Origin of the sequence: Flavobacterium endophyticum, assembly GCF_003634455.1 — a bacterium.
GTDB classification, from domain to species: domain Bacteria; phylum Bacteroidota; class Bacteroidia; order Flavobacteriales; family Flavobacteriaceae; genus Flavobacterium; species Flavobacterium endophyticum.
This window is the reverse complement of sequence record NZ_RBLC01000001.1, coordinates 1,871,095-1,884,003: the sequence shown is the minus strand read 5'-3', so window position 1 is coordinate 1,884,003 and position 12,909 is coordinate 1,871,095. Positions and strand designations below refer to the sequence as shown.

Below are 12,909 nucleotides of genomic sequence, written 5' to 3'. Positions count from 1 at the left end.
TAAACTGTGTTTAAAGAAATTCTTTATTATTTTTACGGCATTAAATTAAAACTATGGCTTCATCATTCGAAAAATTTCAAAAGCGACGACTTATTTCTTCTTATTTTTCTGTGGTATTGAGTGTTTTCTTGGTACTTTTTTTATTGGGAATATTAGGGTTATTCGTAATCAATTCGAAGAAATTATCGGATGATTTCAAGGAAGAAATTGCCATGTCTGTTTATTTCAAAAACGAGGCAAACGACAGTATTATCAATGCTTTCGATACGCAATTAAAGACTTCGAAATTCGTAAAATCATATGATTTCGTAACCAAAGAAAAAGCGGCCAAACAACATACGGATATTATCGGCGAGGATTTCATGGCTTTTTTAGGCGAAAATCCTTTAGAAAATTCATTTGACATCCACTTAAAAGCGGATTATATCGTAACGGACAGTATCAAAAAATTCGAAACGAAAATCATGGAAAACCCTATGGTTTCTGATATCGTTTACGACAAAGTTTTAGTAAATTTAGTAAACGACAACATACAAAGAATCAGTTTCTGGATTTTAATTGCCAGCGGATTTTTGGCCTTGGTAGCGGTTTTGCTAATCAACAGTTCTATGCGCCTGTCGATTTATTCGAACCGTTTTATCATCAAGACGATGCAGATGGTTGGCGCAACAAAATCATTTATCAGAAAGCCATTTATCTGGAGAAGTATCAAGCTAGGCGTTATAGGTTCTCTTTTGGCAATTTTCGCTTTAATGGGCGTATTGTATTATGTAGATACTAATTTCCCAAATCTGGGAATCATGCGAGATCAGTTGATGATTGGTCTAGTATTGATCGGCGTTTTGATTGTGGGAATCTTGATTACTTGGTTCAGCACATTTTTTGCGACGCAACGATTTTTGAATTTGCGCACAGACGATCTTTATTAATCTTGGATTTTTGATTTAAGATTTTAGAATATTAACTTTTGACTTGAAATTATGAGTACTAAAGAAACGAATACACAAAAAAACGAATTCCTTTTTGACAAGGTAAATTATAAATTCTTATTGATTGGAATTGGGGTTATTGCGCTTGGCTTTATCTTGATGTCTGGTGGCGGAACAGATAATCCTGCTGTTTTTAGCGATAAAATTTTTGATTTCAGAAGAATTCGCTTAGCTCCAACAACCGTTTTGATTGGTTTTGGGATTACGATTTATGCTATTCTAAAAAATCCTAAAAAATAGATTGGGCTTGTTTTGCCTTTTGCATGACTTTCTCAACAAACAAAACAATCTAAAAAAATAAATGGATTTAATTGAAGCAATCTTAATAGCCATCGTCGAAGGCTTAACAGAATATCTGCCCGTTTCTTCTACAGGACATATGATTTTTACGAGTTCTTATTTTGGAATTCAAGAAGATGATTTTACAAAATTATTTCAGGTTTCGATTCAGTTCGGAGCTATCTTGGCTGTAGTAGCTTTATATTGGAGAAAGTTTTTCAACTTCAGCAAGTTCAATTTTTACATCAAATTAGCTTTAGCCGTAGTTCCGGCCTTAATATTAGGCTATCTGTTTGACGATTATATTGATGCCGTATTGGGCGATCCGATTCCGATTGCAATTGTGCTCATCATCGGCGGTTTTATCTTATTATTTATTGACAATTATTTCAAAAACCCCACTATTGCACATGAAGAGGATATCTCTATCAAAAAAGCAGTAACTATCGGTTTTTGGCAATGTCTGGCCATGATGCCAGGAACAAGCCGTTCTGCCGCTTCAATTATTGGCGGAATGCAGCAAGGCTTGACACGTCAGACTGCTGCTGAGTTTTCTTTCTTTTTAGCCGTTCCGACCATGCTAGCCGTAACTTGCTATTCTGTGTTTTTGAAAACTTATAAAGTTTCAGGATTAAAAGGATATGAATTATTGATGCAATCTGGAGACAACCTAAAGTTATTTGCAATCGGAAATATCGTAGCTTTTATTGTTTCGATTATTGCCATCAAATTCTTTATCGGAGTCATTAAAAAATACGGTTTCAAGCCTTGGGGCTATTACAGAATTATTGCTGGAGCCTTACTCTTGATTTATTTCATCTACATAAAATAATTTAGCATTGACAGCACAAGATTTTCAAGACGGCCAAGTTTTATTAATTGACAAGCCTTTGAATTGGACATCGTTTCAAGCGGTGAACAAATTAAAATGGGCCTTGAAGAGCAAACTCGGCTTGAAAAAAATCAAGATTGGTCATGCTGGGACTTTAGATCCTTTGGCTTCTGGATTGCTTTTGGTCTGTACCGGAAAATTCACCAAAAGAATTACCGAACTGCAAGGCCAGGCTAAAGAATATACTGGAACGATTACCGTTGGCGCAACCACGCCTTCGTATGATTTAGAGACTGAAACCAACGAAACTTTCCTGACAGAACATATCACAGAAGAGCTGATTCATGAAACGGTAAAGCAGTTTCTAGGCGAAATCGACCAGCGTCCTCCTATTTTTTCTGCCCTGAAAAAAGACGGAATTCGCTTGTACGAGCATGCCCGAAATGGAGAAGAAGTTGAAATTCCGACTAGAAAAACAACAATCCACGAATTTGAAATTACACGAATTGCTTTGCCCGAAATTGACTTTAGAGTGGTTTGCAGCAAAGGGACTTATATCCGTTCGCTAGCCTTTGATTTTGGAAAAGCACTGCATTCTGGCGGACATCTTACCGCGCTGCGAAGAACAAAAATCGGTGACTATGATGTAAAAAACGGTTACGGCTTAGAAGCTTTTGTAGATTCACTTTCTGAAAAAACGGAATAGATTATGAAAAAGTTGCTCTTATTATCCGTCCTTTTTTTCTCTTTTATTTCTTATTCTCAAATAAAGCCTTCTGACTTAAAAACAGGCGATTTTATTTTTCAAGATATGGATTGTGGTCCGCTTTGCGATGCTATTGAAGCTGTGACCGAAGGTTATAAAGGAAACGATTTCAGCCATATGGGATTGGTCTACAAGAAAAATGACACGATATATATCATTGAAGCCGCTGGTGCTGCCGTGCGATTGAACACCTTAGAAAAATTTTCTAAAAACACTTCCAAACCAATGTACATCGGCAGGGTCAAAAAGAAATACAGCAAGTTGATTCCTGAAGCGATTTCTTTTTCTTTAAAGCAAGTCGGGGTTCCGTATGACGATGATTATGTTTACGATAATGGGAAATATTATTGTTCAGAATTAATCTACGATGCTTTTAAAAAGGCGAACAAAGAAAAACCTTTTTTTCAATTGTTTCCGATGACCTACAAAGAACCTGGAACCAATGACTTTTTCCCGGCTTGGGTAGAGTATTACAAGCAAATTGGAAGCGAGATTCCTGAAGGAAAACCAGGCTGTAATCCAGGCGGAATGTCTACTTCTGACAAGATTTATATCCTCGGAACTTTAAAATAGCCTACGAACGGAATAGTTCTTTATTTTTCAGCTTTTTCAAAATTCCTTCTGACGGATAATTGCTTTGGTCGATAAAGCGCTTGATTTCAGGAATATTGTTGCAAAAAATTACGTCAAAAGAAAAGCGATCTTTTCCATAAATTCCTCGATGGATCATATTGGCAGAAAAAACAAGCAAGTCGCCACGATTTAGCTGGATTGTCTTTCCTCTTTCCAAATCATCGCTTGGTTTCGAATTATTTAATGAATTCCTGACATCAAATTCGTGAGGCAAGTCCCATTCGCGATGTGTTTTTGGTATTAATTCGATCCCTAATTCCGCTTTCATCGGAATCCTGAAATGAACTACATCTTGATGTTTTATGGCCTGTTTTTGCTCTTCCACTGTCAGCCCAGTGTATTGGATATCGCGATGCCAATAATTTTTCTGGCTATTATCTTTCGGGTCGAAAAAAAGCTGCGTATTTAAGAAAACGGGGGTATCGGTATAAATTGTATCAATGATTTCTTGAATGCTTTGTTGAGAAATAAATTGGAAAAGCGCTGTTTTTTCTTCCATATCCAAATAATTTCCTGAAGTCAGGCTATGGCTATTTAAAACTCCTTTTTCAAAACTTGAGGCATTATCTACCATCCACTTTTCGTGAAATTTATATAGGATTTTTTCAATAGCATACAGGTTCGTTTCCGTAAAGAAATTCTCTAAAAGCAGATAACCATTTTCTTTGTAGCTCATTATTCTTGAATTTCAAGCAATCGCATAAGTTCGATTAATTCATTTTGAGTACTTAAGCCTTTATCATGCAAGTACCACATTTGCAGTTCGGTCTTAATTTTTTCATCGATAACGCCATGCTCTTCCTTATAATTTTTAATCAAATCGAATGCTTCTTTCGGCCTTGGACCCCAATCTGCCAAAACTTCCAATGTTTCTTTATCCAAGACAATTAATTTTGGAATAGATCTTCCGCCATTCGTCAAAAATTTATCCATCAATGCAGGATTTTCATCACGAAGGACAATCTTAAAATCGATGTTATCTGACAACACCTTCATTTTGTGCATGATCGGAAGCAACTGTGCCGCATCGCCACACCAACTTTCCGAAATTACAAGCCAGATATATTTTCTTCTTAAGAGATTAATTCTTTCCGTATTTTCTGGAGAAATAACAATCGTCTTTTCCAAGCGATTCATTCTCGTTTCGTTCAGCTTGCTATAATGCAACAGATCATCTGTCTGGATTGGACCTGTAGATTTTCCCTCTAAAAGCAAATCTGTAACCAGTTTTCTATATTCAAAATAAGTCAAGCTTTTAGGCAGACTGGCCTTGATAATCTCTTCCATATTCTCGATTTAGTACTGCAAAATTAATTCTAAAAACCCAAAATACTTTTTTTTTGCCAACTTATTCCAAAAAAACAGATTATGACTATATTTGCACAACTTAAGCGAAAAACAAAATCAGCGCATGAAATATAAAAGAATACTCCTAAAATTAAGTGGAGAAGCCTTGATGGGCGACAGACAATACGGTATCGATCCGCAAAGATTAGCCGAATATGCAGATGAAATCAAGGAAATTCATGACAGAGGCGTTGAGATTGCAATTGTAATCGGAGGAGGAAATATTTTTCGCGGTGTAGCCGGAGCCAGCAATGGAATGGACAGAGTTCAAGGTGATTATATGGGAATGCTAGCTACCGTAATCAACGGAATGGCGCTTCAAGGAGCTCTTGAAGACAAAGGAATGCTGACTCGTCTACAGACTGCCTTGAAAATTGAAGCTATTGCTGAACCGTATATCAAAAGAAGAGCGGTTCGCCATTTGGAGAAAGGAAGAATCGTAATTTTCGGAGCGGGAACAGGAAATCCTTATTTCACGACAGATACAGCCGCCGTATTAAGAGGTGTTGAAGTTCATGCCGATGTAATCTTGAAAGGTACTCGCGTCGATGGAGTATATACTTCTGATCCGGAGAAAAACGCAGATGCTGTGAAATTCGATACTATTTCATTTGAAGACGTCTTAAAAAAGGGACTGAACGTAATGGATACGACAGCATTTACGCTGAGCCAAGAAAATGCCCTACCGATTGTTGTTTTCGACATGAACAAAAAAGGAAATCTTTTGAAAATCTGCGAAGGCGAAAATATAGGAACAGTAGTTAATGTATAATTAGAAAACAGAATCAAGATAGCAGTCGAATGGCTGAATCTGAATCTGAAATCTGAAATTCTAGATAAAAATGACTGAAGAAATTGATTTTATATTAGATAGCACTGAAGAATCGATGTCAGGTTCAATTGCTCATCTTGAAAAAGAATTCTTGAATATCCGTGCTGGTAAGGCAAGTCCTGCTATGTTAGGAAGCGTATTTGTTGATTATTATGGCGCTGCGACTCCGCTTAGCCAAGTATCGAACATCAACGTTCCCGATGCAAGAACGATTACGATTCAGCCTTACGAAAAAAGCATGTTGCAGCCAATCGAAAAAGCAATTCAAATTGCAAACATCGGCTTTAATCCGATGAACAATGGCGATGTAATCATCATCAGCGTGCCGCCTTTAACAGAAGAGCGCCGTCGTGACTTGGTAAAACAAGCCAAATCAGAAGCCGAAGATGCAAAAATCGGAATCAGAAACGTACGTAAAGATGCTAATACAGACATCAAAAAATTAGAAAAAGAAGGAACTTCAGAAGACATGTGCAAAACAGCTGAAGATAAAGTTCAAAACCTGACCAATGCTTTTATTAAAAAAGTAGACGAGCTTTTAGCCGTTAAAGAAGCTGAAATTATGAAAGTTTAATTCTTTTTACATTCTAAAATATACGAGCCGGATAATTATCCGGCTTTTTTATATCTGAACGTTTATTTTATGCTGCCAAATATTAAAATCCCCTTAAATAGTGGATTTTTTTACAGAAGTCACTTACTTTTGCAACGTGTAACAAAACTACCATCTATTCGTCTGTTACATAACCCTATGAAGCATTTAACTTTTTTATTTTTCCTTCTTTCTGTTTCCGTGCAAGCACAATTTCAGATTTCTGGAATCGTGAAGGATGAAAGCACCAAAAAACCGCTTCCTTTTGCTACAATATCCAGCAATAATAGAGCTACAGTGACTGATGTAGACGGAAAATTCTTGCTTCAAGATGAAAATCAGATTACCTTTTTCACGATTTCTTACATCGGATATAGCCCTAAGACGATACTAGGAGATCGCAACAAAAAGTATTATGAAATTCTGCTTTCTCCAAAATCAGAAAACTTAAGCGAAATTGTACTTTCTTCGGAAGAAAATCCTGCGAATGCAATTATTCGCCAAGCCATAAAAAATAAAAAAGATAACGATCCGCAACAAAAGTTACAAAGCTTCCAGTTCAAGTCTTATAACAAATTAATTGTTTCTGCCAATCCAGATTCTATCGACGGAAGTATTGATTCTGTCTTTGTAGAAAGGTATTACGGAAAAGAATTCAAGGAAGTCGATTCTACGAATTATAAATTCAAGAAGATTATCGACCGCCAGCATTTATTCCAGACCGAAAAAGTATCTCAATTCCAATTCAGCAACAAAAAGCTGAAAGAAACGATCTTGGGAACAAAAATGGCGGGACTTAAAAATCCAATTTACGAAATCATTGCTTTTAACCTCCAATCTTTTTCGGTTTACGATCCTAAATACGAATTATTTGAGACCAAATACAATAGCCCTATAGCGCCAGATGCTTTTGCAGATTACCGTTTTAGAATATTAGACACCGTGAAAGTCGAAAACCGCGACACTTACATGATTTATTTCAAGCCGAGAAAGAAAAGAAAATCATCGGGATTAGAAGGTGTTGTCTACATCGATAAAGAAAACTTTGCTATTGCCAAAGCCATCATGAGAATCCGTGGCGTATTGGATATTTCGGCAACACACGAGTTTGAATATCTCGAAAATGAAAAAATCTGGTTCCCAACGCAAAAAGAGTTTAAAATCGTAAAAGGAAAAAACGACGACGACATCCGTATCTTAGGCGGTACAATCAAGTTTGAAGGCGATCTTGACAGTAACAATACGACAAGAAAAAAAGACGCTTCCGATTTTACGTACCTGGTTTCTAAATCTTATAATTTCGACAGGCAACAGAACATTCCTGTAAAAATAAAACATCCTGCCATTTATATCGAAGTAAAGGATGACGCCATAAAAAAAGACGATTCTTTCTGGAACAGCTACAGAAAAGACAGCCTCGATACTCGAAGCGAAAGAACTTACATTGCTCTGGATAGCATCGCCCAAAAAGAACGTTTGGAGAAAAAACTTCGCTTCGGTCGAAAAATATTAAATGGATACGTTCCTATTGGGCCAGTGGATATGGATCTGCGTTATCTTTTAAGCTATAACAACTACGAAGGCTTCAGAGTTGGCTTGGGAGGTATTACGAACGAGCGATTTTCAAATAAGTACCGCCTAGACGGTTATACGGCTTACGGAACCAAGGATGGCGATTTCAAATACAGCATTGGCGGAGCGGTTCGCGTGGGTATCTTTTCAAATTCATGGATTGGAGGAGGCTATACGGATGATGTGCGAGAGATTGCGAGTACCTCTTTTGCCATCGACAAGAGGGTTTTTAAAATTTATGATCCTCGTCCGATCAACTTAAGTACTTTCTATAACCACAAAACGTGGCGAGGTTATATTGAAACTAAAATCCTTCCTAAAACGGAAAGTATCTGGCAGCTTACGCATAGCAGGATTGAGCCTAAGTTTGACTACCTCTATACTGTAGATGGAAAATCGTATACTAACTACGACATGACAACTGCAATGGTTTCGCTGCAATGGAATCCTTTTAGCGATTATATGCAGACGCCTACAGGGAAGCTAGAAATAGAAAAACGCTATCCGAAATTCACATTCCAATTCACGCAATCATTGCCAAAGGTTTTTGAAAATGATTTTACTTTCTCTAAAATAGATTTGAGAGCAGAATATGAAAAACGCTATCTAAACGGACAAAGGACAGCACTTTTAATGGAAGCTGGTTATGCGATAGGCGATGTGCCGATTTCACATCTTTACAATACCTCTCCGAACAGCCTTACGAAAGAAAAACTAATTGAACGAATCACGATTGCAGGAAAGAACAGTTTTGAGACGATGTATTTCAACGAATTTTTCTCTAGCAAATATGTGATGTTCCAATTCAAACACGGCTTTAAAAGAGTCACCGTTTTCAAAGGAATCAAGCCTTCTCTAGTTTTGGTTTCAAGAATGGCTTGGGGTGATATGGAAAAACCAGAACAGCATATCGGACTTAATTACAAAACCTTAAGAGATGGCTATTTTGAATCGGGAATCGAGCTGAATCAAATCTACAAAGCCTTCGGATTGTCTGGATTTTACCGTTATGGTCCGAATCAATTGGCCAAATTTGAAGATAATCTTTCTATCAAATTGACCTTTATCCTAAATTTAGGTTTTTAAGGTGCTGTTTCATAAACTTCTTATAAATATAAAACCTGCCGAGTTTAGCTGGGCAGGTTTTTAGAATTAATAACAACGTAATCTTTATAAGTATTTAATCCGATACAAAAGTTAGGACTTTTAAAATTTATGGTTTAATAATTAACACAGAAGGCGTATTATTTAACCAAACGCTCTGTGAGTCAACCAATTTCTTCCAACTTTCAAGACTGATAATCATCAGGTCTTGTCTTTCAAGAAATTCTTTTTTCATGGTTTTCTCGCCTGACATGGCAATATGATTTGGAGCAATCTGCTCGATAGAACGGATGCTTTCCTTAATTTCTGAATTGTTTTTTATTTCTCCCGTAGGATCCAAGATGGTAACTTGACAACCATTGTTATGGATTAACTTTTGGGCATATTCTATCAAAAATCGATCTTCGGCACAAAATAATGGCATAAAGACCTGGTCGATTTCTTCTAGGTTTTTATCTACTAAAATACCTACCGGCATTTTGCTGTAAGCAACGATATGACGCGTCCTTTCATCGAAAGGAGAGTTTTCAAACAAACCTTCCTTTCCAGTAAATTTATCAATCAGCCTATCGGGATTTATGATTCGAGTCGTATATCCTAGAACTCTTCCCAGCAACGTGCCTTCAAAAATAGACTGTCCCAATCCGATTAACAATAAGTCAAATTCGCCTTGGTTTGCGATTTCAGTAATATCTGAATCGATATCTACCGAAGCTTTGAAAAGCGTGATGATTTTCTGGTCGAGATTTTCAGCTTCATTGACGATTGGCTTGAAGACCTCTTGTTCATAATGACTCGCATCAAATCCGTGCAATTCGTTACTTGACGACAAATGCATGGCTGTTACAATGGCATTCCCGTTTTGTTTTCGCACCAAGCTATTGGCTACTTTCAGCAAGGCAATTCCTCTATCTGGAATAGCGAAAGAAAGCAATATCTTATATTTTATCTTACTGCTGATAGTTTCAGGAATAATCGAGTTTTTAGTCTTGAAAATAAAATTAATCAGGTCCAAAGCAGGCCCAGTCATAAATGTCGTCACTAAAGCCATGATGACCATCATCGTGAAGATCATCGGAGAAAGCACGCCTAGCTCGTAGCCAATGTTTAATACGATTAATTCCATCAAGCCACGAGTATTCATCAAGGCTCCGATATAAAGACTGTCTCTCCAATTCTGCCCGACAAATTTTGCCGCCAATGTACTTCCCAAGAATTTTCCAACGACTGCTACTGCAATAATTAAAGCCGTGATTTTCCACAGATACGGATCGTCCAAAAGTCCGATTTCGGTTCTTAAGCCCGTGAATACAAAAAACAATGGCAGCAATACAATCAGAGCAATATCTTCTACTTTCTCAATGAAAATACTTCTAAACTTGGCACTTTCAGGCATAATTACGCCTGCCATAAAAGCTCCAAATAAAGCATGGATTCCGATGACTTCTGTCACATACGAAGAAATGATCAACGTTAGAAAGAAAATAGCAACAACCGGCTTGCTTAATGTTTTTCGAGAAGAATATAAATCGCCAACTCTTTTCAAGAAAGGCTTTACGATCATAATCATCAAGAAAACATACGTCACAGCCAAAACAATAATGTATAAGGAACTTACAAAAGATCCTGCTTTTACGATAGCAATAACCGCCGCTAAAATGCACCAAGCCGTGATATCATCTGCTGCAGCACAAGTAATAACGATGCTTCCTAATTTCGTCTTGTGTATGCCTCGTTCTTGCACGATTCTCGCCAAAACCGGGAAAGCCGTGATGCTCATCGCGATACCGCAAAAAAGAGCAAAAGATAAAAAAGCTACGCCTTCAGGAGCGAAAGTATCATACATAAAATAAGCCAATCCGATTCCTAATGTAAAGGGGAAAATGATGCTGGCATGGCTTATAACTACTGCTTCATGGGCTTTATTTCGTAAGACTTTCAAATCCAGCTCCATTCCGATAACAAACATGAAAAGGATTAATCCGATTTGGCTCAAGAATTGTAAATTCCCAAGAGACGCTGCTGGAAAAAGAGTTTCTTTAAATTCTGGAAAATACAATCCTAATAAGGAAGGTCCGAGCACAATTCCGGCAATGATTTCTCCGACAACCGAAGGCTGTCCGATTTTCCTGCAAATCCATCCAAAAAACCGTGCCACTAAAATAATCGTCAAGATTTGGGCTAGTAAAATGGCCAAAGGATGTTGCAAGCTATGCTGCATCGAATCAACAAATTCTGCCCATTGTGATTTGTCAGAAGTTTTTTCGATTATTGTTTTTCCGTGTTGCAGGTGTTTTCCTTGGTCTAAAAACCAATAAATGATACCAGAGAAAACAACTATGAGGACAACATAGAAAATAGAGTTTTTGTGTTTTTGCATTGGGTAAGTCGTTTGTAGGCACAAATATCTGCATTGAAAATTTCTTACAATTTGATTTTGTAAAATAGTTTAGGGCAATTGTAATAAGAAGGAAAAAATTTGTAACGAAACTTAAATATTGACTTTGCAAAGAAAATCCGAACGGTAAATATCACTCAAAAACAAGACAAGACTTTTCCCGTTCTTATCTAGGATAGTTGTCGTGATTTCATCATGGGCAAAGAATTTCACAGCTTTCATTGCTATAATTTCTTTTTTGTTGATCCTGCAAAAATCGGCTTTCGGCAACTGCGAGAGCAACTTGGCAAAAGTTATGTTTTTGAGCAGAATTATATTTCCATCTTTCATCAAAACTTCCTTATCGCGGCTGTCGGTTTCAGAAGGTTGTATGTAAATAATCTGGTCGAAAAACAGCAAGGCTTTTCCCTTGTCTGTATTCAGTTGCGTAAACTTTTTGTTGGACGATTTCTTGTTCATCTTTTCCAAAGCCTTGACAACCGCTTTCTGCAGACGTTCTTTTTTTACAGGTTTTGTAATATAATCGACTGCTTCAATATCAAAAGCATCCGCAGCATATTCTTTATAGGCTGTCGTAAAAATTACCATTTTGTCTTTTAAAAGATTGGCCACACTAAGCCCGTCTATCCTTGGCATTTCAATATCCGTAATACAGAGATCGAAATCAAGGCTTGACATTTCGGCAAGCAATTTTTCGGGATTGTCAAATGCCTTCACGACATCCAGTTCAGGAATCTGCTCGCAAAGCATTTTGAGATACGTCAATCCTGGCAATTCATCGTCCAGCAGCAAGCATTTGAGCTTTGTATTCAAGTAAGTTTATTTTTAGGTGAGCAATATAAACATCATCTTCGATAAATTTATCGAGCTTGTAATTATTATTGTAAATTATTTTCAATCGCTGGTCTAACGTATTAGAACCCAAACCGCTATTGTCTTTTTTCAAGGTCTTATGGTCGGATATCTTATTCGAAACCGTAAGATAAAAACAGCTATCCTTAAATTCAAAAACAATGGAAATAAAAGCATCCGGACTTTTTAGATCTGCATGCTTAAAAGCATTTTCTATCAAATCAATAGAAACCATCGGCGCTAAAATCGGCTGTTCGTATAGCAATTCATCTTCCTTGATTTTGGTTTTTACCTTCAATCCAAAAAGCGGACTGACTTTAATCTTGTTGATTTCAATCAGGTTTAAGGCAAATTCGATTTCTTCTCTAGGAGACACAAATTTCTTTTGGCTTTCGTATAAAATATAATCGAGCACATTCGCCAACTTATCAAGCGCATGATAGGTCTGGTAAGCATGCGATTGTATCGAATTCAATATGTTTTTAAAAAGATGCGGATTTAATTTTGATTCGAGCGTTTCTAATTTCAAACCGTTGACCTTCAATTCGAGCGAATTGTATTTTTCTTCAAATTCTTGCTTTTGAGCTTTTGCCTTCTTTAATTTGTACAACAGCACGACAGCTACAGTGATAAGAATTATGATGAAAATAATCCCAATAACATAAAGCGTGTTCGAGATCAGGACATTGGTTTTCATTTTATTTTTTTTGTAA

The 12,909-nt window shown here is 37.0% G+C and carries 13 protein-coding genes; 8 read left to right on the top strand and 5 right to left on the bottom strand.

The features are described 5' to 3' along the window. Positions 1-53: 53 nt before the first annotated feature. The 5 genes from CLV94_RS08500 (at position 54) to CLV94_RS08480 (ending at position 3,439) form a co-directional block, all read left to right on the top strand. A complete protein-coding gene (locus CLV94_RS08500) occupies positions 54-929 on the top strand; it encodes a cell division protein FtsX (protein ID WP_121375970.1) in 876 nt (291 codons plus the stop codon). Between the two features lie 51 nt (positions 930-980). Beyond that, positions 981-1,229: a DUF3098 domain-containing protein gene (locus CLV94_RS08495; RefSeq protein WP_121375969.1), complete on the top strand. Its 249-nt coding sequence runs from the start codon at positions 981-983 to the stop codon at positions 1,227-1,229. Positions 1,230-1,290: 61 nt separating this feature from the next. Next, positions 1,291-2,100: an undecaprenyl-diphosphate phosphatase gene (locus CLV94_RS08490; RefSeq protein WP_121375968.1), complete on the top strand. Its 810-nt coding sequence runs from the start codon at positions 1,291-1,293 to the stop codon at positions 2,098-2,100. A 7-nt stretch (positions 2,101-2,107) separates the two neighbouring features. Continuing rightward, entirely contained in the window at positions 2,108-2,806 is a 699-nt protein-coding gene (gene truB, locus CLV94_RS08485) for a tRNA pseudouridine(55) synthase TruB (RefSeq protein ID WP_121375967.1), read from the top strand. Between the two features lie 3 nt (positions 2,807-2,809). Next, positions 2,810-3,439, top strand: coding sequence for a YiiX/YebB-like N1pC/P60 family cysteine hydrolase (locus tag CLV94_RS08480; protein ID WP_121375966.1), 630 nt, complete (start codon positions 2,810-2,812; stop codon positions 3,437-3,439). 1 nt (position 3,440) lies between these two features. On the opposite strand, the gene CLV94_RS08475 is transcribed toward CLV94_RS08480, so the two are convergent. Together CLV94_RS08475 and CLV94_RS08470 are read right to left on the bottom strand one after the other, a co-directional pair. After that, positions 3,441-4,175: a phytanoyl-CoA dioxygenase family protein gene (locus tag CLV94_RS08475; protein ID WP_121375965.1), complete on the bottom strand. Its 735-nt coding sequence runs from the start codon at positions 4,173-4,175 to the stop codon at positions 3,441-3,443. After that, positions 4,175-4,786 (bottom strand): thioredoxin family protein, encoded by a 612-nt coding sequence (locus CLV94_RS08470; RefSeq protein ID WP_121375964.1) that lies wholly within the window; start codon positions 4,784-4,786, stop codon positions 4,175-4,177. Before CLV94_RS08470 ends, CLV94_RS08475 begins: the two co-directional genes overlap by 1 nt. Before the next feature lie 124 nt (positions 4,787-4,910). Here CLV94_RS08470 and pyrH point away from each other — a divergent pair, with 124 nt between their 5' ends. The 3 genes from pyrH to CLV94_RS08455 all read left to right on the top strand — a co-directional run bounded on the left by pyrH (position 4,911) and on the right by CLV94_RS08455 (position 8,928). Continuing rightward, complete coding sequence (gene pyrH / locus CLV94_RS08465; protein WP_121375963.1) at positions 4,911-5,618, top strand: UMP kinase; 708 nt, start codon at positions 4,911-4,913, stop codon at positions 5,616-5,618. Positions 5,619-5,688: 70 nt separating this feature from the next. Then, on the top strand, positions 5,689-6,252 hold the full coding sequence (frr, locus tag CLV94_RS08460; RefSeq protein WP_121375962.1) for a ribosome recycling factor: 564 nt from the start codon (positions 5,689-5,691) through the stop codon (positions 6,250-6,252). A 177-nt stretch (positions 6,253-6,429) separates the two neighbouring features. Continuing rightward, entirely contained in the window at positions 6,430-8,928 is a 2,499-nt protein-coding gene (locus tag CLV94_RS08455; protein ID WP_121375961.1) for a DUF5686 and carboxypeptidase-like regulatory domain-containing protein, read from the top strand. A gap of 127 nt (positions 8,929-9,055) precedes the next feature. Here CLV94_RS08455 and CLV94_RS08450 read toward each other — a convergent pair whose 3' ends face one another. The 3 genes from CLV94_RS08450 to CLV94_RS08440 all read right to left on the bottom strand — a co-directional run bounded on the left by CLV94_RS08450 (position 9,056) and on the right by CLV94_RS08440 (position 12,893). After that, positions 9,056-11,326, bottom strand: coding sequence for a cation:proton antiporter (locus CLV94_RS08450; RefSeq protein WP_121375960.1), 2,271 nt, complete (start codon positions 11,324-11,326; stop codon positions 9,056-9,058). Between the two features lie 111 nt (positions 11,327-11,437). Next, entirely contained in the window at positions 11,438-12,157 is a 720-nt protein-coding gene (locus tag CLV94_RS08445; RefSeq protein WP_121375959.1) for a LytR/AlgR family response regulator transcription factor, read from the bottom strand. Further along, complete coding sequence (locus CLV94_RS08440; protein WP_121375958.1) at positions 12,120-12,893, bottom strand: sensor histidine kinase; 774 nt, start codon at positions 12,891-12,893, stop codon at positions 12,120-12,122. Before CLV94_RS08440 ends, CLV94_RS08445 begins: the two co-directional genes overlap by 38 nt. Positions 12,894-12,909: the final 16 nt, after the last annotated feature.